The organism is Kitasatospora sp. NPDC041988, from assembly GCF_055588525.1.
The window spans coordinates 266,524-287,080 of sequence record NZ_JBVJCO010000001.1 but is presented as its reverse complement, the minus strand read 5'-3'; the positions used below and the strand labels follow the sequence as shown (position 1 = coordinate 287,080).

At 71.9% G+C, this 20,557-nt stretch carries 20 protein-coding genes and 1 pseudogene; 6 read left to right on the top strand and 15 right to left on the bottom strand.

Features of this window, described 5'->3' with window-relative positions; translation table 11 throughout:
* Nucleotides 1-126 precede the first annotated feature (126 nt).
* Nucleotides 127-861, bottom strand: a complete 735-nt coding sequence (locus ACZ6NC_RS01165; protein WP_465727634.1) for a L,D-transpeptidase family protein — start codon at nucleotides 859-861, stop codon at nucleotides 127-129.
* Nucleotides 862-1,864: 1,003 nt separating this feature from the next.
* Between ACZ6NC_RS01165 and ACZ6NC_RS01160 the strand changes: the two genes are divergently transcribed.
* Nucleotides 1,865-3,547, top strand: coding sequence for a S53 family peptidase (locus ACZ6NC_RS01160; protein WP_465727632.1), 1,683 nt, complete (start codon nucleotides 1,865-1,867; stop codon nucleotides 3,545-3,547).
* 146 nt (nucleotides 3,548-3,693) lie between these two features.
* Here ACZ6NC_RS01160 and ACZ6NC_RS01155 read toward each other — a convergent pair whose 3' ends face one another.
* The 5 genes from ACZ6NC_RS01155 to ACZ6NC_RS01135 all read right to left on the bottom strand — a co-directional run bounded on the left by ACZ6NC_RS01155 (nucleotide 3,694) and on the right by ACZ6NC_RS01135 (nucleotide 8,061).
* Complete coding sequence (locus ACZ6NC_RS01155; RefSeq protein WP_465727630.1) at nucleotides 3,694-3,846, bottom strand: hypothetical protein; 153 nt, start codon at nucleotides 3,844-3,846, stop codon at nucleotides 3,694-3,696.
* Nucleotides 3,847-4,376: 530 nt separating this feature from the next.
* Nucleotides 4,377-5,819, bottom strand: coding sequence for a serine/threonine-protein kinase (locus ACZ6NC_RS01150; protein ID WP_465728297.1), 1,443 nt, complete (start codon nucleotides 5,817-5,819; stop codon nucleotides 4,377-4,379).
* A 123-nt stretch (nucleotides 5,820-5,942) separates the two neighbouring features.
* A complete protein-coding gene (locus ACZ6NC_RS01145; protein WP_465727628.1) occupies nucleotides 5,943-6,224 on the bottom strand; it encodes a hypothetical protein in 282 nt (93 codons plus the stop codon).
* 247 nt (nucleotides 6,225-6,471) lie between these two features.
* A complete protein-coding gene (locus tag ACZ6NC_RS01140) occupies nucleotides 6,472-6,852 on the bottom strand; it encodes a TipAS antibiotic-recognition domain-containing protein (protein WP_465727626.1) in 381 nt (126 codons plus the stop codon).
* A 261-nt stretch (nucleotides 6,853-7,113) separates the two neighbouring features.
* Nucleotides 7,114-8,061: an AraC family transcriptional regulator gene (locus ACZ6NC_RS01135; RefSeq protein WP_465727624.1), complete on the bottom strand. Its 948-nt coding sequence runs from the start codon at nucleotides 8,059-8,061 to the stop codon at nucleotides 7,114-7,116.
* A gap of 95 nt (nucleotides 8,062-8,156) precedes the next feature.
* Here ACZ6NC_RS01135 and ACZ6NC_RS01130 point away from each other — a divergent pair, with 95 nt between their 5' ends.
* A complete protein-coding gene (locus ACZ6NC_RS01130) occupies nucleotides 8,157-8,921 on the top strand; it encodes an SDR family oxidoreductase (RefSeq protein WP_465727622.1) in 765 nt (254 codons plus the stop codon).
* Between the two features lie 103 nt (nucleotides 8,922-9,024).
* On the opposite strand, the gene ACZ6NC_RS01125 is transcribed toward ACZ6NC_RS01130, so the two are convergent.
* Nucleotides 9,025-9,903 (bottom strand): phenylalanine 4-monooxygenase, encoded by an 879-nt coding sequence (locus ACZ6NC_RS01125; protein WP_465727620.1) that lies wholly within the window; start codon nucleotides 9,901-9,903, stop codon nucleotides 9,025-9,027.
* A 58-nt stretch (nucleotides 9,904-9,961) separates the two neighbouring features.
* On the opposite strand from ACZ6NC_RS01125, the pseudogene ACZ6NC_RS01120 reads away from it, so the two are divergent.
* From ACZ6NC_RS01120 to ACZ6NC_RS01110, 3 genes and pseudogenes are all read left to right on the top strand, one after another.
* Nucleotides 9,962-10,486, top strand: a pseudogene (locus tag ACZ6NC_RS01120) (transposase); the annotation flags it as partial.
* A gap of 421 nt (nucleotides 10,487-10,907) precedes the next feature.
* A complete protein-coding gene (locus ACZ6NC_RS01115) occupies nucleotides 10,908-11,240 on the top strand; it encodes a hypothetical protein (RefSeq protein ID WP_465727618.1) in 333 nt (110 codons plus the stop codon).
* An 8-nt stretch (nucleotides 11,241-11,248) separates the two neighbouring features.
* Entirely contained in the window at nucleotides 11,249-11,908 is a 660-nt protein-coding gene (locus tag ACZ6NC_RS01110; RefSeq protein WP_465727616.1) for a rhomboid-like protein, read from the top strand.
* A gap of 142 nt (nucleotides 11,909-12,050) precedes the next feature.
* On the opposite strand, the gene ACZ6NC_RS01105 is transcribed toward ACZ6NC_RS01110, so the two are convergent.
* The 3 genes from ACZ6NC_RS01105 to ACZ6NC_RS01095 all read right to left on the bottom strand — a co-directional run bounded on the left by ACZ6NC_RS01105 (nucleotide 12,051) and on the right by ACZ6NC_RS01095 (nucleotide 15,446).
* Nucleotides 12,051-12,488, bottom strand: coding sequence for a hypothetical protein (locus tag ACZ6NC_RS01105; protein WP_465727614.1), 438 nt, complete (start codon nucleotides 12,486-12,488; stop codon nucleotides 12,051-12,053).
* 378 nt (nucleotides 12,489-12,866) lie between these two features.
* Entirely contained in the window at nucleotides 12,867-13,553 is a 687-nt protein-coding gene (locus tag ACZ6NC_RS01100) for a hypothetical protein (RefSeq protein WP_465727612.1), read from the bottom strand.
* Nucleotides 13,554-14,537: 984 nt separating this feature from the next.
* Complete coding sequence (locus tag ACZ6NC_RS01095; RefSeq protein ID WP_465727610.1) at nucleotides 14,538-15,446, bottom strand: NmrA/HSCARG family protein; 909 nt, start codon at nucleotides 15,444-15,446, stop codon at nucleotides 14,538-14,540.
* Between the two features lie 91 nt (nucleotides 15,447-15,537).
* Here ACZ6NC_RS01095 and ACZ6NC_RS01090 point away from each other — a divergent pair, with 91 nt between their 5' ends.
* Entirely contained in the window at nucleotides 15,538-16,173 is a 636-nt protein-coding gene (locus ACZ6NC_RS01090; protein WP_465727608.1) for a TetR/AcrR family transcriptional regulator, read from the top strand.
* Between the two features lie 311 nt (nucleotides 16,174-16,484).
* Here ACZ6NC_RS01090 and ACZ6NC_RS01085 read toward each other — a convergent pair whose 3' ends face one another.
* From ACZ6NC_RS01085 to ACZ6NC_RS01065, 5 genes are all read right to left on the bottom strand, one after another.
* Nucleotides 16,485-17,009 (bottom strand): hypothetical protein, encoded by a 525-nt coding sequence (locus tag ACZ6NC_RS01085; protein ID WP_465727606.1) that lies wholly within the window; start codon nucleotides 17,007-17,009, stop codon nucleotides 16,485-16,487.
* A gap of 300 nt (nucleotides 17,010-17,309) precedes the next feature.
* Nucleotides 17,310-17,894 (bottom strand): hypothetical protein, encoded by a 585-nt coding sequence (locus ACZ6NC_RS01080; RefSeq protein WP_465727604.1) that lies wholly within the window; start codon nucleotides 17,892-17,894, stop codon nucleotides 17,310-17,312.
* Nucleotides 17,895-18,240: 346 nt separating this feature from the next.
* Complete coding sequence (locus ACZ6NC_RS01075) at nucleotides 18,241-18,462, bottom strand: helix-turn-helix domain-containing protein (RefSeq protein ID WP_465727602.1); 222 nt, start codon at nucleotides 18,460-18,462, stop codon at nucleotides 18,241-18,243.
* Nucleotides 18,462-19,067, bottom strand: coding sequence for a DUF2975 domain-containing protein (locus ACZ6NC_RS01070; protein ID WP_465727600.1), 606 nt, complete (start codon nucleotides 19,065-19,067; stop codon nucleotides 18,462-18,464). The genes ACZ6NC_RS01075 and ACZ6NC_RS01070 overlap by 1 nt, the downstream gene beginning before the upstream one ends.
* Before the next feature lie 303 nt (nucleotides 19,068-19,370).
* A complete protein-coding gene (locus ACZ6NC_RS01065; RefSeq protein WP_465727598.1) occupies nucleotides 19,371-19,895 on the bottom strand; it encodes a GtrA domain-containing protein in 525 nt (174 codons plus the stop codon).
* Between the last annotated feature and the right edge of the window lie 662 nt (nucleotides 19,896-20,557).

The following is a 20,557-nucleotide window of genomic DNA, read 5'->3' as shown; positions in this document are numbered from 1 at the left end:
CGGTTATCGTATTCCCCCAGATTTCGGTGGTGTGCGGGAAGGGGGCTAGGGTGTCCCCCTGGGGGGGGTGCCCTCCGACGGGTGGGGCCCCCCCCCCCCCCCCCCCCCCCACACCCGGAAACGTTCCTAGCCAATCGCGATGACGGGGTGTTCGGCGGGGTCGATCCAGCGCATCGTCCACGTCATGAAGGCGGCGGGAACGGCAACGCAGCCGGCGGTGGCGCCGGCCTGGGCGCCGAGGTCGTGGAGGAAGATCCCGGCACCGCGGCCCTTCACGACCGGGGCGGTGTTGAAGTCGATGACCAGGACGTTGTCGTACTGGACGGGGTGGTCGACGAGGTGCTCGCTGCCGAGGGGGCCCTGCTCGGTGAGGTGGAAGCCGCCCTGGGTGTCGGTGCGCATGCGGTTGTAGTGAGCGGAGGAGGGGTCCTGGACCCACCAGTCGTGCGCGGTGACGCGGTGGTAGGGCATCCTCGTGCCCGGGTCTGGGGCGATGCCGAAGGCCTGGGTGATGGTGTAGGTGCCGGTCGGCGTGGTCCCGGTGCCCTGGACCCGGGTGAGGCCGTTGTGGAGTCCGCCGGACCCGATCCGCGCGTCGGCGGTGGAGGCGACGGACCGCCAGACGCCGTCCCTCCGGACCCACATGGTCACGGTGGCGCGGGTGCCGTCGGCCTTGACCGCGATCACCTGGCCGGCCCGGCCGACCGCCGCCGGTACGGGGAACGGGCCATCGGCAGCCCGCGCGCCGTGGGCGGGGCCCGCACCGGTCACCGTGACGGCGACGCCAAGCGCGACGGCCACCGCCGCGTAACGGCCGACCGGGCCACGGCGGGTGACGGGGAGTTTTCGGGAGACGGCCATCGAGGGGCCCTTCTGGCGTGGACGACACGGACGACGCGGCGGAACAGTGTGCGGCGGGGCCGAAGGCCGAGGCCCGCACCGCATACCGTCAGGCGGCGCCTCGGCGGCCGCTGGCGGCGGCGAGTAGTCGGGGCGGGGTCGGGCCTGCAGGGACCGGTCGCGCTCGGGGTCCGCGACCGGCCCGCCCATCCCCCAGCGTCGCCAACGACCCACACCGCGTCCACCAGGCGCCACCACCCGCACGGCCACCCGAGTGCACCGCGTGCTCCGCCCGGACCAGACCCCGCCGCCGGGCACGCGGCCGGCCGGCAGCCCCGGCGAGACGGCGCAGCACCGGGCCCGAGGCGCAGCGCGGTCCGGGGAACGCCCGGCCGGTCCGTGGGGCCGGGACCGGGCGACCGGGCGACCGGGCGACCGGGCAACCGGGCAACCGGGCAACCGGGCAACCGGGCAACCGGGCAACCGGGCGACCGGGCGACCGGGCGACCGGGCGACCGGGCGACCGGCAGGATGTCGTCGAACGGCCCGTCAGGGAGAAGTGCGCGCGAAACGTCCGACGGGCCGACCCAGGCGAGCTCCTTGACCAGGACCACCGTCTTGCCGGGTGCGAGCCGGCCGTGTTCGGGGCAGGTCGACGAGCACATCACTTGCCGCCAAGGATACAAGGTATCAATCGTCCGTAAACGGGCGTTTGCGGAGAGTGCCGTCGGTGGCGGGGATCGGCTCCGCCGATGCCGAGTCGATGCTCTCCACCGGCACCTCGGCCGTCGACGCGCACGCCCGGCGATTCGGCGCGCACGCCGGACGCTTCGGCGCGTATCCGTGCGGCTGGGTGGACGCAGCCGGTGATCGCGGCGGCGGTCCCTTGACTCGGCGCAGGCCGAGGAGGGACGGTGTACGTATACGACATAAATGTGCGCCGTACAAAGACAGTCGAAGGGTGGCGACCTCCGTCGCGCCCTCCCCGAGCTCCACGAACTCCGACCCGACCGCTGGAGCGATCATGCCGAGCAGCCACTACGTGGCCCTGCCGGACAGCTCCCGCGTTCCGCTCCGCGGGGCGCGGGTCATCGGACCGGCCGATTCACGTACTCCCCTGACCGTCACCGTCTACCTGCGGCGCGACCCCGATGCGCCGCCCCGGCCCGACGTGTACGAGTTGGCGCTTCAGCCGCCGACCCGCCGTACCGTCCCCACCGAGGACCAGTACGCCGCGACCCACCGGTGGCTGGACACCGACCTCAAGGCGATCGAGGCGTTCGCCGCCGAACACCGCCTCACCGTCTCCAACGAGAACCCGCTGGCCCGCAGCATCCAGTTGACCGGCACCACCGAGGATGTCGCGAACGCCTTCCAGGTCACCCTGGCCCGCTACCGCTACCAGGACGCCAACGAGAACCCCGGGACGTACCGTGGCCGCGAAGGCATGATCTACGTACCCGCGGAGATGCGCGACATCATCACCGGCGTGTTCGGCCTGGACGACCGGCCGATCGGCTCCCGCCTACTGATCCGCCGGGCAGCCGCCCGGACCCCGGTGACCCACACCGCCCCGGTGATCCAGCCGGGCGCCTTCCTCCCTCCCCAGCTCGAGGCACCGTACGCCTACCCCGCCGATACCGACGGGGCCGGGCAGTGCATCGCCGTCCTCGCCTTCAACGGCGAGACGCCACCAGGCGTCCCGTCCGGCGGCTACTCGCTCGATGCGCTGCGCAACTACTTCGTCAACGTCCTGCACCGGCCCATGCCGGACATCACCAACGTGGTGGTCCCGGGCGTCGGGACGCCCGGGAACGAGCCGGGCCAGGACGCCGACTTCGCCACCGCCGACACCACGGGCGAGATCATGCTCGACCTCGCGATCGTCGGCGCGCTCGCACCCAAGGCGAAGATCGTCGTCTACTTCAGCAAGTTCACCGAGCAGGGCTGGGTCGACGTGATCACCCGGATCGTCAACGACACCGTCAACAAGCCCTCGGTGATCTCCTCCAGCTACGGCAACGCCGAGCCGACCCTCGGCAGCCGGTGGACCAACGCGGCGATCGCCCGGGTCGACGCGGCATTCGCCAACGCGGCCGAGAAGAACATCAGCATCTGCTGTGCCTCGGGCGACGACGGCTCCCGCGACCAGGCCTTCGACGAGCGCGCCCATGCCGACTTCCCCGCCTCCAGCCCGCACGTGGTCGGCGTCGGCGGCACCCGCCTGGTGGTGAGCCAGGGGCAGGTCGTCAGCGAGACCGTCTGGGACGACGGCCCGGGCAGCCGGACGGGCGGCGGCATCAGCAAGGTGTTCCCGATGCCGGTGTACCAGGCCGGCGCGGGTGTACCGCCCTCGGTGAACCCGCCCCACGCACGCGGGCGTGGTGTGCCCGACGTGTCCGCGCTGGCCGATCCCCAGACCGGCGTGGTCATCCCGAGCGTGGACGGCGTGAACTTCACCCAGATCGGCGGCACCAGCGCCGCCGCCCCGATGTGGTCCGCCCTGCTCGCGCGCATCAACCAGGGGCTCGGCGCCCAGGTCGGTTTCCTCAACCCGCTGCTGTACGCGAAGTTCGCGTCGGGCGTCCTGCGGGACGTCACCCACGGGAGCAACGGCGCGTTCGCATCCGGCCCCGGCTGGGACCCGTGCACCGGCTTCGGCAGTCCCGGCGGCCGGCAACTCCTGGACGGCCTCAGGGCCCTGTGAGCCGTGTTCCGTCGACACCCGTGGTGCAGTGCGGGGCCGATCGGGCCCCCGCACCGCACCCGTGCCAGGAGGGTCGGCCCCCGGGCTCACCGACCTCACGAATGATCAGTTCACCCGTGTGGAAAGGTCCGGACCGGGAGGAAGCGTCAGAGGGCGTCCCCGGCCGCGTCGGGGTGTTCGGCCTCCAGGCGGGCGATCTGGCGGGGTGCGTCGGCGTCACCGTGCTCCTGCGCCCAGCGGTACCAGCCGGCGGCCTGGCGGTGGGACCCGCGCTGCTCGTGGATCCTGGCTCCTTCCACCCAGGCCCCGGCGTCGCCGCCCGCCGGAGCCAGGCGAGGGCGGTCCAGTGGTCCCCGTCGTCGAGGTGTGCCCGGGCCACCACTCGCATGGCGGCGACGTCTCCGGCCTTGGCGGCCATCAGGTGCCAGCGGTGCGCGTTGGCGGCGTCGAGCTCGACCAGGACCACCATCGCCGGAACGTCCCCTGCATCGGCGAGGTCGCGGTACCGCTTCAGCGCGCGTTTGCGCAGCCGCTTGCGTTCGACGGCGTGGGGCGAACTCTCGCGCAGCTTCAGGCAGAGCCGGGCGATGTCGCGCTTGGCCTCCGGGTCACCTGCGAGCTCGGCCCGGGTGAAGCTCTCCAGCGCCTCCGCCAGCCAGCCCTGCTGCTCGTACACCACGGCCTGGGCGCGCGGCGACGGCGCGCCGGTCGGCGCCGGCGGTGCGGCGGCCGGGCCGGGCGGTGCGGGAACGGGCTCCTGCGGTACGGGGTCGGCCGGCGACCGCCCGAGCGCGCCGCCCGTGGTCGGCGCCAGGGCTCGGCGCAGGCGTCAGGCCTGCTTCTTGGCCTTGGGGTTCCGCTTCAAGGCGGCGAGTGCGTAGCACTCCAGCGCCTCGTCCGGCCGGCCGAGCCGCTCCAGGATCTCCGCCATGTCCATCAGGGACGGCACACGGCCCTTCTCGGTCGCCCGGCGCAACTGCGCCAGGGCCTCGGAAAGCCGGCCCGCGTCCCGGAGCCGGCGGCCCACCCGCAGCACGGCGTCCGTGTTACCCGCCTCCGCCGACTGGCGGTACCACTCGGCCGCCTCGGCCGGCGCGGTCGCGGCGGGCTCGGGCCAGGGCGGTGCCGCGACGGCAGCGGGAGGGAGCAGGGCGGCCGTCTGCTGTTCCGGGCCGCGGGACGGCGCAGGCTCGGCCGGCCGCCGCCCCTCCATCCCGCGGGCTTGTGGCGACGGCAGGGTGGTGCCCCCGCCCCCGCCCCCGCCCCCCAGCGTGGCGGGCGGCGCGGGCAGAAGGTCGCGTTCCAGCCGCAGTCGGGCGCCGAACGCAGTCAGCGAGTCGGCCGACGTCGGCTCGGCCGCGGTCGGCAGGGCCGGACGCGGCGCCGACCCCGGTGCGGCCGGCCGGCGGCGCAGCGGCTCCTCAAGGTCGACGGCCAAGCCGGAGCGCTCCTCGACGGCCGCCCAGAGCGCCGGCGGGAACCAGTCCTTCTCCTTGGACGACGCGTCCGGCAGCAGCCCCGCGAGGTCCGCTAGCCCGGGACGGTTCCGCGGATCCGGCTCCAGACAGGGACGGACCACCCTGTCCACGAGGGGCGACAGTCCGTCCAGCCGCAGCCGCCCGTCGAGGATGTTGGAGACGATCTGCGCCGGGGATCCCGGGCCGAAGGGGTTGCGGTTCAGGGCGACGGAGGCGAGGACCAGGCCCAGGGCGAAGACGTCGCAGGACGGGCCGACCTCCTCGTTGAGCAGTTGCTCGGGCGCGGCGAAGGTGATCGTCGCGGGGACCTGGGTGCCGGTCAGCGCGGCGTCGTCGGCGGGGGCGAGGTGCCGGGCGATGCCGAAGTCGATGACGCGCGGTCCGGCGCCGGCCAGCAGGATATTGCCGAGTTTGAGGTCGCGGTGCACGAGGCCGGCGGCGTGGATGGCGCCCAGCGCGTTGACCAGGCCGGCGGCGAGCACGCGCCAGGTCCGCAGCGGCAGCGGGCCGCCGCAGACCTCCAGCGCCGCCGCCAGGTCGACCCCGCGGATGTAACAGGTCGCGAACCAGGGCTCGGCGGCGCCGGTGTCGGCGTCGACCACCTCGGCGGTGTAGGCGCTGTCGACCGCGCGAGCCGCCGCCACCTCGCGGGCGAACCGGCTGCGGACGTGCTCGGGGTTGCGCGCGAGCTTGTCGGGCCGGATGGTCTTGAGCGCCACACCGCGCCCGAACCGCACGTCATGGCCGGCGCGCCGCGCGTAGTAGACGTTCCCCCAGCCGCCCCTGCCGAGCAGGCCGAAGAGCCGGTACGGGCCGATCGTCTCGGGATCGTCCCCTCCAGGTATTCCACCGCGAACCTCTCACTCTTCCAACCGAACCGTCGCCCGCCGACGTGCGCGGCGCGTCAGCCCAGCACGTCAGCCCCAGCGCGTCAGCTCGTCGCCGTCCGGCGGACGCCTGGACGGCTTGGCGCGGACGCCCTCCGGGCGCTCGCCGGGCCAGCGCTGGCCGCTGCGGCGCAGGACGACCCCGGGCACGATCTCGACCTCGTCGTCCGGGCCGAAGGCGTGGAACAGCTGCTCCCGGGGCCGCTGTTCGGACACCTGTCCCAGGTGCGGCAGCGGCTTCCACGGCGGGGGCTCCTGCCCCGGTCGGGTCGTGCGGATCCGGCTGACGGCCCTGCCGCTGGCATCGAGCACCCGGAGCATGCCGCGGCGGGAGACGATCAGGAGGTGCCGCCGGGAGACCGCCCCACGCCGTGCCTCGTCGAGGTGGCGGTCACAGCCTGCCGCTGACCGGGCCGTCTGGCACGCCAGGCACGACCCGCGGCGTGCTGGGAGCGGCCACCGCGGGCGCGGGCGGGCCGGTGCGTTGCCGGCTGCTGAAGCTGCCTGCGGAGCCGTTCGATCTCCAGGTGTCGCGCGGCGATCCGCCCCGGATCCCGCCCTACGAGGTGAAACCGACCCCCCGTTCGGCAAATATTTTCATTGCATCACCCAGGAATTCCACCATCCTAGGATGGTAGGAATCATGAAACTCCCTCATGGCGTCGTCTTCTGCATAGAAGAGCGCCATGCCGACGTAAGCCTCCCTCGTGGGGACGTAAAATCGGCAGGCTATGTCAAAATGCCTGCGAACAAGCTCCTGAACCTGTCGATCCCCGGGCAGCGAGCCGTCCAGGCAAGCCGCAATCTCCCTGTACAGCACGTCCCAGTCCTGGTGGACCTGGTTCCTGTCCACGTGCGCCCAGTTGTTGGTCTCGGCAAGGCTTTTCGCCTGCTCTCCCGCCAACGACCGCCGACACTCATCTTCGTACTGATTCCCCATGGGTACCAATTCTCGTGATTCTTACGCCTCTTCAGCGGATTCCCCAAGAGGCGCCCAACCTGCCGGCATCGACCAACTGCCGATCCAGGCGGAACAGTGGCACACACCCGCCAGGTCGGCAAGCTATTAACCTGGCGGTTTCATTTGGGGTGCGGTTACTTGGAGTCAGAAGTGTGTAGGGGGCTCCCGCCCTGGGGCGATGTGCCCTGTGGAGCGACCACCGCTTCCCAAACCGCTGCGGTGATGTCCTGGTCCTCACCGTCAGTTGTATCCGCGTGGTTCGTCGCCTGCCGTCTTGACCTGCTTGCGGTAGGCCCCCGGCGGTGATCCGAAGTGTCGTTTGAAAGCCTTGGCGAAGGCGAACTCCGACGTGTACCCCGTATGCTGCGCGATTGTGCTCAGCGGGGCCGGCGATTGGTGCAGCAACCGCGCCGCGGTGGCCATCCGCCAGTTGGTCAGGTAGGTCAACGGCGGCTCGCCGACCACCGAGGCGAAGCGGCGGGCGAACACCGCGCGGGACAGCCCGGCGCGGGTGCCCAGCGACTCCACGGTCCAGGGATGGCCGGGATCGTCGTGGATCGCCTTCAGGGCCGGGGCGACTGCCGGGTCGGTCAGCGCGGCCGTCCAACCCCGGGTCCGCTCCTTCGGCAGTTCGGCGTACCACGACCGGAGGATGTACAGCAGCAGCAGATCGATGAGCGCCGTGACGACCGCGTCCGAGCCCGGCTGCGGCGAGTGGAACTCGGCGCACAGCTGATCGACTGCCGAGCGCAGCACCGGGTGGCGGCCCGGAACCGCGGGGAGGTGAATGACCTCCGGCAGATCGCTGAACAGCGGATGCGGGCGATCAACGTCGATCGCGTACGCGCCGCACACCAGCACCGTGTGCGGCCCCGGTCCGTCCACGGTGACCTGGCCGATCGGCGAGGAACGGTCCACGCGCTCCGGTACGAAGTCCACCACATCGCGGCCCGGCACATCGCACAGGGTGTGTCCGCTGCCGCGCTGCAGGAACACGATGTCGCCGGGGCCGAGCGCGAGCGGTTGGCCGTGCGGTGGCAGCAGGTGGCAGTGTCCTTCCACGACCACGTGGAATCCGGCTCCTGAGATGGGTTGGAACTTCAGGGCCCACGGGGCGTGCGCGTCGGTGCGAGTCACCATCGGGCGTCCCGTGCGCAGGACTTCGAGGGTGTCGCTCAGGATGTCCATAGCGCCACTCTAGTGCCTGCAGGGCGAGACGATATGACAGGGAATCGAGATCTAAAGTCATTCACCGTCTCGATGTGGAGGCGTACGTTCTTGCCATGGCGGTTGCCGAACCCCGGCACTGCATCGACGAAGGAATGGATCCCATGTCTCTGGCTGGCAAGAAGATCGTGATCATCGGTGGAACCTCCGGCATCGGCTTCGCGGTAGCCCAACAGGCCGCGGCGGCTGGCGCGGACGTCGTGGTCGCCTCCAGCAATCAGGACCGCGTGGACGCCGCAACGAAGCGGTTGGGCGAGCCGGCCGAAGGCCGCCGCCTGGACGTCGCCGACGGCAACGCCATCGCCGCGTTCTTCGAGCAGGTCGGGGAGTTCGACCACCTCGTCTACACCGCGGGCGAATCTCTGCTGATCAAGCCGCTGGTCGACACCACCCCGCAGGAGGCCAGGGCCGTCTTCGAGCGCCGGTTCTGGGGCGCGTTCCTCTCCGCCAAGTACGCTGCACCGCGACTGCGCGACGGCGGCTCGATCACTTTCAGCTCCGGCGTCCTCGCGATCCGCCCCCTGTCCGGAACCGCGCTCACGGCAGGTATCACCGGCGGCATCGAGGCCCTGTCCCGGGCACTCGCCGTCGAACTCTCCCCTCTGCGCGTCAACGTGATCCAGCCCGGTGTGATCCGCACCGAGCTGTGGGACGGCAGTGTCCCGGACCCGGAGGCCTTCCTCCAGGGCGCCGGGTCCGAGCTGCTCACGCGGCGTGTCGGCACTGCCGAGGAAGCCGCGGCGGCCTATCTCTTCGTCTTGTCCAACGCCTACGTCACCGGCACCACGCTCGCGATAGACGGCGGCGCGGCACTGGTGTGACATAGGCACCACGCATAACTGGCGCAGAAGCCACCAAGCTTGGGCACGTCGCAGCCATGACCGGCAGCGGCTCTCCGCCCCCTCCAGCGCGTAGATCGCTAAGTCACACTGGAGTACTTGCGGTCCTCAGTCGGGCACCGGTGTCATCATCGAAGTCCTCGCAGAACGCGGCGAGGGCATCGGTGAGGTGATCCATCGAGCGTGCGGCGAACAGGACGGGCTGGTACCCCTCGACCCGGTACGCGGTGCCTGCCATCGCACGCAGGTCCCAGTCGCGGATCTCGCACCAGGGCAACCGGCGCAGCTCGCCGGGCGAGGAGAGCAGCGCCGCGCCGTACGCCTTGACCGCCCCGGCCTCGGTGACCACGCCGCATTCGAGGGTGTACCAGTACACCCGGCTGAGCAGGCTGAGGGCTTCCTCGGTCCGCACTTGTGCGGCTGCCCGGCCGACCAGGCGGTACAGCTCGGCGAACCGGGTCGAGGCCAGGTGGACGCCGTGGCCGAACACGTCGTGGATCACGTCAGGTTCGGGCGTGTACAGCGGAGCCGCGGGGTGCCGGACGAACTGCACCGCGTGGAAGTAGCCGTGCCGCAGCGCCCCGAGGAACCGCCGGTTCGGCACGAAGCCACCGGTCAGGGTGAAGTCGAATCCGGTCCGGGCCCGCAGGTGCGCCCCGACCTCGCCGTGCTGCGGGATGCGGTCCGCGGGGATGCACGCGTCCTCGCGGGCGGCCAGCACCGCCCGGCACGCGTGGGCCCGCAAGGCGGGCTCCAGCGCCGCGTGGACCGTGCGCCACGTCGCGTGCTCCGCAGTGCGGTACGCGACCGACGGCGAAGGGTCGCCGACCCAGTGGCTGCGCGCCAACGCGACGAGCGCGCCTCGCCGCGCCAGATAGCGGGGGTCACGCAGACCGGGGTGCAGAGCGACAGGAGCGAGCCTGCCGTCTGGCGTGACCGGGACCAGCTCCGATGCATCGCTCATGGCTTCTACCGTTCCCCGGTGGGACCGTGAATCACCATCAACGACTCCACGGCACCCCGGCTGGGCTGGAACGATGAGGCTTGCCCGAGGTCTGCGTCGTACCAGCGGGAAGGAGCTTTCTGCGTGCACACCGCCGGGGCACGTCCCAAGCTCGTCACCTCCGACGGCCGCGGGGTGGTCAGTCACGCCGGCTCGCGCCTGCACCCCCTACGCAGGCGGCGGGTCCCTCCCATGCCTGGAGGCCCGCCACCGCGGTCACGCCCGTGTCGAAGACCGCATCCGCTGCGGCAAAGCCACCGGCTTCGGCCGCTTCCCCTCCCGCCTCTTCCACCTCGACACCGCCTGGCTGGAGCTCTCCCTGACCGCGATCGACCTGATCGCCTGGACCCAGACCCTGCTGCTGGACGGCGAGCTGGCCACCGCCGAGCCGAAGAGACTCCGCTGCCGGATCCTGCACGCCGCCGCCCGGATCACCGGTGGCGCCCGGCGCATCCACCGGCGGATCGCCGACACCTGGTCCTGGCGCCACGAACTGACCGCCGCGTTCACCCGCCTCGCCGCCCTGCCGAGACCCGCGACCTGACCACCCGAACCGTCCCTGCCCGCCCACCACCCAAGGAACCCCAGGAGCGGCCACGCGCCGGAACTCCGCCATGCCCAGCCGCCTGAGCACCACCCCCGCGACGATCAGCGCGGCTCAGCCCACCCCAGATGAAACGCGGAGGTTGATCGAGCGTGGATCCAGGGCTTCGGCGTGGTCGTCTGCAGCGGTGCCGCCGCGGGGGAACTGACGGTCGCGACGGCGGGGACCAGAACCGCGGGCGACCGGCTCCTGGACCCACCTGCGGGTGGACCCGCCCGTCAGCGAACGCCGCCAGGGGCGGGGCGCGGCTGACGGGGTGGAAGCGACGGCATACGATCGGCGGGTGTCGGAGCGTACTGATTCCTCGTCATTGTCCCTGTCGGCCTCGGTGTCCGCAGCCTCCTTGTCGTCCTCCTCGTCCTTGACGTCGGCCTCGCCCGCGTGGGCCCTGTGGTCCAAGGACTCCGTCCTCTCGGTCGGTTCGGTGGCTTCGGTGCTGTCGATCGGCTCGGTCGGCTCGGTGCTCTCGGTGGGGTCGGTCGGCAGCGTGCTGTCGATCGGCTCGGCCGGTTCGGCGCTGTCCGCGTTGTCGGCCGGGTCGTGGCTGAGCCTCGGGTCGCTGCTGTCCGCGAACTCGCGGTGGTCGGTACTGTCCTGGCGCTCCCGGCACGGGCTGATGGCCGCCGGTGTCGTGGCGGTCGCTGCGGGTGCGGCACTCGCCGGAGGCCCGCGGCCGCGGCGCCGCACCCGGTAGTGGCCGGCATGCGTCCGACGTTTCCTCCGCTGCGGCGTCTGGTGCGCAACCCGGCGTTCTGGTACGTGGCCGTGCTCGCCGCGATGTGGCCGGTCCTGCGGCTCCTGCCGCCCGAGCGGGTGCTGGCGCTGCGGGAGTGGGCGTCGACCAACCTCGACAACCTGCGCCCCTGGCCGTCGGGCCACCCGGTCGAGTCGCTGGTGGTGTCCGCGTTCGTGCCGCAGAGCACCGTATGGGTGTGGCCGGCCTTCGCACTGTCCGTGTTCGCGGTGGTGTCGGTGCTCGGCGCCCGCCGCGCGGTGGCGGCGCTGGCCTTCGCCCACGTGGCCGCGACCGGGCTGACGGAGACGTTGGTGTGGTGGCGCATCGAACACGGCTCGCTGCCGGCCGCCGAGACGCACGTGCTGGACACCGGCCCGTCCTACGTCGTGGTGGCCGCGCTGACGGTGGCGATCGGGCGGGCCCGTCCGGTGTGGTCGCGCGCGGTGTGGCTGGTGATGCTGGCGGTGGCCGCCCCCGACCTGCTGTCCGGGCTCGGGGACGGCGAGGTGTCCGCTGTCGGCCATGTGCTCGCCTTCGCCGCCGGTCTGGCCATCGCGGGCGCCCACCGGCTCGGCCTGCCACCGGTGGCCCGCCGGCCCGCCCGCCCCGCGCCGGCCGGGCCGTGAGCGCCGCACCGGCCGGGTCTTGACGCCGTGTGCAGCGCGGCGGTGATGCGGGGCGCAGCGCGGCGGTGATGCGGTGCGCAGCGCCCGGCCGCGGGAGTCGACGTCCCGGGGCCGGCGCGCGGGGCCGCCGTGGTGCGCCGGTTCAGTGCGCGTTGGTGTACATGTACGTGCCGGTCTCGTAGTTGTAGGCGGCGACCTTGATCAGGACGCCGCGGTCGGACCTGATCTGGGTGTCCATGGTGTAGAAGCCGTACCCCATGTACGTGGTCGCGGCAACGCCCTCCCAGGTCCAGCCACCGCTGCCGTTCGACGTCAGGATCCAGACGTTCTGACCGTAGTGCGTGGTGAGGAAGTCGATGTGGGCCACGTCGTGGCCCCCGCTGTCCGAGCCGTTGTGGATCCTCAGGTCCGCTATGACGCCGTCGGAGCTCACCTCGTCACACCAGTAGTAGTAGCCGTTCGGGCAGTCGACGCGGTAGGTGGGCGCCGGCGAGGCCGCGGCCGCCGGTGCGGCGGCGGCGAGCGGCAGGGCCAGCAGGCCCAGGGCGGCTACGACGAGACGGAGCTTCCTGCCAGTCACGGGCGATCCTCTTCTCTCTCGCGAGGGGCGTCCTCCGGGTGGAGGACCCTCATCGTGGTGCCGGAGGAGGGCGGCTCGCGTGACCACTGCCGGGTCGCCGGCAGCGGTGCGGGGGCGTCGAGGCGTCGGTGCCGGACGGTCGACGCCAGGGCGTCTCCGGCTCCGTGGGGGGCAGCGATGCCGAGCCACGCTGTCATGGTGAGGACATCGGGTGGCCCGCCGGAAGCCGAAGTTCGGTCATGTTCGGCGGGATCGGCCGATACACAAGCCGGGGCTGCGGCCCGGGACCACGAGCGCGTCGCCCGTAGCCGGGCCGTGCGACCGGGCAGGACCGGGTGGGGCCTCCCGGAGCCGCGCTGACGCCCGCACCGGGGCGGCTCAGGACTCGGTGGCGGTGTCCGGCGCGGCCCGCGGCGCGAAGGTGACGACGGCTTCGCTCTTCACCAGCCAGGCGACCCCGAACGCGAGGACGGCGACCGCCTCGCCGGCGTACATCAAGGTCAGGGGCGAGTCCCAGGTGAGGTGGAGGACGGCTCCGGCCGCGACCACGACAACGCACGCCACGATCAGCCAACCGCAGACCAGGTACACCCAGTCGCGCGCGGGACGCCGCCCGCCGCTGGACGGGGAATCCGCGAAGAGCTGGAGGCAGAAGTATGCGAGTACGCCGAACAGGCCTGCGGCGAAGCAGAGATGGAACGTGCCGATGGTCGTCTGCGCGGTGGTCGGGTGTGGTGCGACCGACCCCGGTGGCTCGGCGGGGAAGAGTGCCACCAGGATCGCCAGGACGCCGGCCACCGAACTCAGGCGGTCCTCCCGGCGGTCGTGGCGGTAGCAGATCAGGAAGACGCCGATGGCGCAGAGGCCACCGACGAAGACGTTGCGCATGTGGGTGTAGTACGACGCGCTCATCGAGCTGAGCAGGGCGATGCGGGAGGAGGTGAGGCTGTTGCCGACGGGCAGGACGATCGGCAGCAGCAGGCCGAGGACGCCGATGCCCAGACGGAGGCGTCGCACGGTCTGCTCGTCCTGGGCCTGGTGGTCGGCTGAGGGGTGATCGGACATGGAACGGCCCCCTTGACGCGCTGAGGCTGTCGGGCCGCGGGCGGCGCGACCGGGGGGCCGGCGCACCACCAGGCGGCGGTCGCTGCGGGTGTACCCGCCCGGCAGGGCCGGGAATCGGGTTCGCGCCGATCCGGTGGTCGCGCTTGTGCGGTGGTCCGCCCCGGTCCCTCGTGCGGCGGCCCGAACCAGACCGGTGCGCGACGGCTCCATCGTGGCCGTACCCGGAGCTGCCGCCGTCGCCCGGGGAGATCGCCATGCCCGTCCTCCGCCCGCGCGCTGTCGCCCGCGCAGCCGAATCGGCGCACGCTTCCCGGCGCTCGACACCTGCGTCACACTGTGGCGGCGCGGGCAGTCAGGCGCGCAGGTGGTCAACGACCGAACGGGGGCGGCATGGCGCGGAGCCGGACGAAGAAACAGAAGCGACCGCCGGCCGAGGGGATGGCTCGGCTCCCGGGGCCCTCGACCCGGAGGGCCGGGCCCCGCCGGCCGCGACGGACGAAGACCTCCCCTTCGTCGGCGGCGGCTACGTCGTGGCCGGCGTCGGCGTCCTCTGGGCCCTGCTCGTCCTGGGCGCCGCACGCCGCACCCTCCGGGATCACGGATAGTCCTGCCGCTGCGAAGGACAGTCACCAGCCCGGCCATGAGCAGGGAATGACGGCTACTGGAACTCGGACGATACGTGCGCGCCCGGTCTGTCGACCACTTCGCCGCCTGGCGCCTGGAGCCCGGACCCGGTACCCGAGCGGGACGCTGAGCAAGGCCGGCGCGAGGCAGTCCACCGGATCCAGCACGGCGGGGTCGCCCCGCCGGTCGTACACCCCGAGGGCCCTTCTTCCTCCGGGGTCGGTGTAGTCGCGCAGAGGGCTCTCCGCGCCACGGCGACGCGCCGGCGACCGCTCCCTGACTCGGACCGGCCTTGGGCTCTGAACCGGCGGCTCTGCCCGAAAGGCCGGAGCCGCCGTTTCCGGTCCTCGTCCCTGGCGGTCAGTGCCCGGCTGCGCCCGGTCGGTCCTGCGGGGCGTTCAGATGCGCCATCAGCCGCGTCCGGCCTGATCGTTCCAGCCAGGTGCCGAAGTCCATGAGGCCCGGGTGGATCTTGCGCAGCGGCTCGGGGTCGGAGTCGTAATAGGTCTCGTCCGCCCAGGTGAACACCTTCGCGACTTCGGGGTCGTGTTCCCACAGGACCTCGAGGGGCACCCGGGTGTGAGGGATGGGCCGGCCGGCCGCCGTGCTCAGCGCGGCGGCGATCTGCGGGGCGGTCAGCCTGTCGCCGGTGAGCTCCATGGCCCGGCCCAGGTAGAGGTCCGGCTCCGCGAAGGCCAGCGCGGCGAGCGCACCGATGTCGTCGATGGCGATCAACTGCATGACGAGGTCGTCGCGCCAGGGCACGGTGAGGCCGCCGTTCTGGAGGAACCTCGCCGGGCTGGTGAAGTCTTCCATGAAGCCGGCGGGGCGCAGGATCGTGGCGGGCAGACGCAGATCGTGGATGTGCTGCTCGATCTGCCACTTGTCGATGGGGCCCCAGCCGTGCTCCACGTAGAAGCGGTTCTGGCTCTGCGTGCCACCGACGGACGAGTACACCAGGTGCTGCACGCCTGCGGCCTTGGCCGCATCCGCGACGTTCCTCCCTTGAGCGACCTCGTTGTGGTTGGCGGACTGAACGCTGTAGGCGCCGTAAACGCCGTGCATCGCCGTGTCGAGGGAGGCGCGGTCGTCCAGGTCGCCGCGGACCACCTCGGCGCCGGCGGCGGCGAGAGCGGCGGCAGCCGGGGCGGTGTCGTCGCGGACCAGGGCGCGGACCCGCCAGCCGGCGGCGAGGAGGTGGCTGGCGATGGCGCCGCCCTGGTTCCCGGTGGATCCGGTGACGAGGACGGTCTTCTCATGGGTGTTCATGAATGGGTCTCCCTGACGGGCCGTCAATATCTGCACTTGATGCAAGGATGCATGGAATGCAGACTTGCAGTCAATGCAGTACCCTCCGGATATGGTCAAGCGAGAGCGCGGCGCCCCGGCGCCTTCCCTGCGTGAGATGAAGCGGGCCCGCACCCGTCAGGCGCTGATCGACGCAGCGGCGGAGATCTTCGAGCGCAAGGGGTACGACGAGACGACCGTTGCGGAGATCGCTGCGGCGGCAGAGGTCAGCACCCGCACCTTCTTCGGATACTTCGCGAACAAGGAGGACGTCCTCTTCCCCGACAGCGACGCACGGGCGCGGACCACGATCGAGGCGATCGCCGACCGGGATCCGGCCGAGGGGCCCGTGGACGTACTGATCCGGGCACTGGAGACCATCGCCCAGGCCGATGCCGACATGATCAGCCCGATGGCGGCTGTGCGAATGCGGCTGTTCCGCACGGTGCCGGCCGTCCGTGGCAAGGCGCTGCAGGTCCAGATGGCCGCGCAGAAGGAGATCGCGCGCGCCCTGCAGGCAGCCTTCCCCGACGAGTTGGACCGCGTGGGCGCGGCGGCACTGACCGGGGCACTGGCAGGCGCGGTGAACGGCGCCCTCGACGCGCTCATGGACGACGAGGACGCCGCCGCCGTCGCCCTCGACGCCGACCGGCTGCGGGAACGGGTGCGGCAGGCGACGGAACTGGCGCTCAGGCCCTGGCAGAGCTGAGGGACGTGCGGCCGCTTGGGCGCCGTGCGCCTCACCGGAGCAGGCCGGGCCCGGGCAGGTGACCGGGAAGGGCGCCCGAATGCGACCGGCGCCAGCCGGCGAGGTGGTGCAGCAACGCCCTGGGTGTGCGGCTGAGCAGGTCCGCTTCCGTTGAGCACCATCGCAGCCGGTCCGCGCGGGGCGGAAGCCGCCGACCGGACGAGCCGGGCGCGGCCCGCCCTCCGGACCACGGGACGAGCGGAGTGCCGCCCTTTCGGGCCGACGGCTGGTCCACGCGCCCCACCCGGAGAGAACGAGATTCTGCCTACAAGTCAGAGAGGGGTGGACGGGGGCGGAATGCGGGCCAGGAGTTCGTGGGCGGCCCGGGTCAGGCGTGCGGTGGTCTCGCCCGGGGACGCCCGCGGTCCGACGTCGCCCAAGAACGCCATCGCATCGACCATGGGTGCCAACTCCTCGGACTCACCGTAGGTCTCGGCCACGTTCTCGACGATGAGTACGGCGCCCTCGAAGGGGTCGAGCCATCCGCCGACGATCTCGGCGGCCCACCAGCGCGCGAGCGCCAGCGGCCCCTCCCGGAAGCCCGCAGGCGGGCGGAAGCCGAACCCGAGCTCGTCCGTCACCTGGCCGAACAGCTCCGAGGCCTGGTCTTCCTCACCGCTCAGCAGCCAGGCGAGGTGCCACAGCGACGGTGTGTCGACGCCGGCGACCAGGGCGCGGAGGGCGGCCTGGATCAGAAGGTCCGGGTCGGCGCGTCGGTCGTCGACCCACCAGTGGGCGATCTCCCGCAGTTCCTGCACCGCCTCGGCCGCCGTTCCGGGGGCTCCGCTCGTCGTCATGGCGGCATGCTGCCGCATGTCGCCAACCGCACGCCAGCGGATATCACACGGCCGGGTCCGGCGCCGCGCACCACGGCCCGGTGCAGTGAAGACCGACATCACCATCGGCCCTGCGTCAGGATCGCCCACCACCCGCTTCGCCAGGTCACGGTTGGCAGCCTCGACACCCGCGAAGCGGCGCAGCGTGTCGGCAATGCTGACGTGGGGGCCATCAGCGGTCCCCCGTCGCGGCCTTCGCTCCCGGCTCGCACAACGGTATGCACGCACGCGTACCGTGACAGTCCGCCGGGGGCATCGGGCTCAGCCGACCTTCCAGACGACCTGGGTTTCGCCCTTCTCGTCGCCCTTGTAGGCGAGGAAGACGGGTTGGGCGTTCGCGGGCAGGAGGAAGATCTCGCAGGTGGTGACGGACTTGCCCGGCGTCAGCTTGCGAGCCGCGTCGTCGCCCTCCTGGCAGGGCGGGAAGTCGGCCCCCCATGAGGGCATGCTTCCGTACGCGTGCTCCGCGTCGCTGTTCAGGGACAACCCGCGGGAGTAGGCGCCGATGTCCTCGGGGCCGCCCTTGTGGGAATAGGTGACGGTCACGTAGTACGGCACCCTGCCCTGGACCACCCCGGTGCTGAGCTTGTCCACCGCAGCCGCGTCACCCTTGACGACCGAGACCGGCGTGACGCCGAGCTGCACCGTCTGGGGCGTCCCGTACGTCGTCGCGCTCGCGTCCGCCGATGTCTTCCACGCCAATGGCGCGGCGAACGTGCCCTTCGCGGCGGCGGTCGGCGCGCCGGACGACTCCGCACCCGGCTCGTTGTCCGGCCCACAGCCCGCGAGCAGCAGCGCGAGCGCGCCGACGGGCAGGGCAGTGCGCAGTAGAGCCTTTGTCAGCATGGTGTGAATCCCCCGTTGTTGATGGCGGCTGCCCAGAACCGGTTCTGATAAAGCCGTGCGTCCCTTCCACCGGCAGAGGCATACCCTGCACGGCTGGACGATCAAGGAATGATACGGCGTCCGCGATGCCAGATCCCCCACGGTCGGCCCTGAAGCGGGTCATGAGGGCGCAGAGGGAGCGCACCGAAACCGCATCCGCCCGACGTCACACCGGACGCCACACCGCACCCCCGCCGACGACCACCCGACAGACCCGCAGACCCGCAGACCCGCCGCACCCCAGACTCCCAGAGCGGGCGGCGGCCGTCCTGCGAGTCTCGCCCCGTCCCGCGCCCGGTGGCCGCGATCACCGGGAGAACGTGAGCAGGTCCCCGGGCTGGCAGTTCAGTTCGCGGCAGATGGCGCTGAGCGTGCTGAAGCGGATCGCCTTGGCCCGGTCGTTCTTCAGGATGGACAGATTGGCGACGGTCACACCGACCCGGGCGGCCAGTTCGGCCAGCGTCATGCCGCGTTCGTCCAGCAGGCGGTCCAGCCGGCACACGATCTGGTGCGGCTCCTCCGGTGGCATCAGACCAACCCTTCGGTGTCAGCGCGCAGGCGGGTGCCCGCGCGGAAGGCTCCCGCCGCGGCGGCAACGAGGAGCGCCAGGAACACGGGCTGAACCTCATAGCTCTTGGCGGGTTCGATCGCCTCCGCCATCGGCAGCCCCCGGGCCAGAAGGTTCGTGGTCATCATCTCCACCAGCGGGACGAGAACCCCCAGCAGCATGAGGGCGACGGCGACGACGGTGAGGCGCCGCGTGTTCTGCGGCACGAAGAAATCGCCGTCCCGGAAGGTGCCGGCCATCCGCAGGAGCACCATGAGTATCACGACGACCAGCACGCCGCTCACGATTCCGGGCAGCGCCAGGAGCAGGCGCTGCCCGACGCCTGGGTCGCTGAACGCCAGCTCGACGTGGTCGGAGCCGCGAAGCGTCGCGGTTCCGGACGTCACGGCGTCGGCGCCGGGCAGCCGCAGGGACGTGTCGACCCGCACCTCACGGGAGTCCACCGGCCACAACGGGCCGATCACCCCCAAGACCGGGAAGAGCACATGGAAGAGCCCCACCACCAGGAGTGCCACCCCCAGGGCCAGGTCCAGCATGTGCTCCGTCACCCGCGTCCACCAGGACATTCCGTTCATGTTCCCCGCCTTCCAACACAGTGGCATATCGTTTTCCGATGTTATCGAGAAACGATATGCCACTGTCAAGCGGGGCCCCGGGCCCGTCGCCTGCCGGGCCGTCGGGTGGGCCGCCGGATGGGTTCGCAGGTCAGGACAGAGGGAAGATCACGCAGGCGCCGGTGGCGTGCTCGTAGGGCCGCGCCGACCCTTCCGAAGCGAGTCGATGTCCACCACGTTGAACGTCAGTTCGTCGTTCTGGGTCGACTTGCCCCGAGCGGGAGCAGCGCTGCGACCTCGCGGCGTCCGCCGCGGTCAGGCGGCGCGGCAGAGCTCCGCGGGGCCGACCGGGGCCGAGGTGCGGGCCACGGTCGCGTGCACGGGGTGGGCGGTGCGGACAGTGGCCGCGACCTGCGAGCGGTTCCGCGCGAAGACGACCACGCGCAGCACCGCGAACCGCGCGACACCGGCGAGCGCGGAGGCTGACAGGTAGACGGCCTGCTCGAGCATCGCACCGGGCGCCGCCGCCAACTGGTGCAGGGCAAGCATCGCCATGCAGGTCACCGCGTACGCGGCCGCTGCGGAGGTGGCCGACTGCGCGTGCTGGCGCCAGGTCGCGCGCCCGCCCGCGCCGAAGGTGAAGCGGGCGTGCAGCTCGGTGGCGAGGAGCGTGGAGACCATGGTGATCAGGGCGTTGGCCAGGATCCAGGGAATCCGGGAGGCGAGCGCCGCCACGGCGAAGCTGGAGGCGAGCCCCACCCCGCCGCCGCAGAGTACGAAGCGGGCGAAGGCCGTGAACCCGCCGGGTGCCGCCTGCCGCCGGCTCTGCACTGTCTCCATGATCCGCCCCCTTTGATGGCTCACCCGCGAACCGTGCGCCCGTTGGCCCGCGAGGCCGAGGGCGCGCCGCCCATGGTGGTCGCCTGCGACCCGTCGCCGCCGTTTCCGATGAAGGAAACGCTATGTTGCCTTCATGGTTCACGCAACAAGCAAGTTGCACTGAATCATCATCAAGGCAGGTCAAGGGATCAATTTCATTGCAATCGGCCGGGAATCAAATGCAACGTCAGCTCCATCGTCGTTGCAATAGCAGGGCAGTGAACGCTATGCCCGAGGGCACCGCGGACCACGAGGGAAACCGCGATGCCGGGAAGACAGGCCCACCCCGGCAGGCAGGACGAAGGGGGTCTGGATCGGCCGGCGAGCCACGGGTCGGGGCTCTGCGTCCGGAACCGCCGCGCTCGGGATCCGACGGGAGCGCCCATCGTGAGTGGGACGTTGCGGCAGTCATGTCGGCCGGGGACTCCCCGACCCGATCGGCCCGGCCCGGCCCGGCCTGACAGCGAGAGGTCCGTACGGCGCGCCTCCAGCCTGTGCGCCCGCGCGGGCGCACAGGCTGGAGTCCGGCCCCGACCGACCGAGGGCCCCGTCCCGTGGGTCCGATGCTGCGGGGGCCCCGGTCAGCGCGGGGTTAGGGGGCCCCCGCCGGCTTCTCCCGGGCC

Bases quoted from the DNA above. Each gene is read 5' to 3' on its own strand.
- ACZ6NC_RS01165 (WP_465727634.1), bottom strand. From the start codon at position 861: ATGGCCGTCTCCCGAAAACTCCCCGTCACCCGCCGTGGCCCGGTCGGC.
- ACZ6NC_RS01160 (WP_465727632.1), top strand. From the start codon at position 1,865: ATGCCGAGCAGCCACTACGTGGCCCTGCCGGACAGCTCCCGCGTTCCG.
- ACZ6NC_RS01140 (WP_465727626.1), bottom strand. From the start codon at position 6,852: ATGGGGAATCAGTACGAAGATGAGTGTCGGCGGTCGTTGGCGGGAGAG.
- ACZ6NC_RS01135 (WP_465727624.1), bottom strand. From the start codon at position 8,061: ATGGACATCCTGAGCGACACCCTCGAAGTCCTGCGCACGGGACGCCCG.
- ACZ6NC_RS01130 (WP_465727622.1), top strand. From the start codon at position 8,157: ATGGCGGTTGCCGAACCCCGGCACTGCATCGACGAAGGAATGGATCCC.
- ACZ6NC_RS01125 (WP_465727620.1), bottom strand. From the start codon at position 9,903: ATGAGCGATGCATCGGAGCTGGTCCCGGTCACGCCAGACGGCAGGCTC.
- ACZ6NC_RS01110 (WP_465727616.1), top strand. From the start codon at position 11,249: ATGCGTCCGACGTTTCCTCCGCTGCGGCGTCTGGTGCGCAACCCGGCG.
- ACZ6NC_RS01100 (WP_465727612.1), bottom strand. From the start codon at position 13,553: ATGTCCGATCACCCCTCAGCCGACCACCAGGCCCAGGACGAGCAGACC.
- ACZ6NC_RS01095 (WP_465727610.1), bottom strand. From the start codon at position 15,446: ATGAACACCCATGAGAAGACCGTCCTCGTCACCGGATCCACCGGGAAC.
- ACZ6NC_RS01090 (WP_465727608.1), top strand. From the start codon at position 15,538: ATGGTCAAGCGAGAGCGCGGCGCCCCGGCGCCTTCCCTGCGTGAGATG.
- ACZ6NC_RS01085 (WP_465727606.1), bottom strand. From the start codon at position 17,009: ATGACGACGAGCGGAGCCCCCGGAACGGCGGCCGAGGCGGTGCAGGAA.
- ACZ6NC_RS01080 (WP_465727604.1), bottom strand. From the start codon at position 17,894: ATGCTGACAAAGGCTCTACTGCGCACTGCCCTGCCCGTCGGCGCGCTC.
- ACZ6NC_RS01075 (WP_465727602.1), bottom strand. From the start codon at position 18,462: ATGCCACCGGAGGAGCCGCACCAGATCGTGTGCCGGCTGGACCGCCTG.
- ACZ6NC_RS01070 (WP_465727600.1), bottom strand. From the start codon at position 19,067: ATGTCCTGGTGGACGCGGGTGACGGAGCACATGCTGGACCTGGCCCTG.
- ACZ6NC_RS01065 (WP_465727598.1), bottom strand. From the start codon at position 19,895: ATGGAGACAGTGCAGAGCCGGCGGCAGGCGGCACCCGGCGGGTTCACG.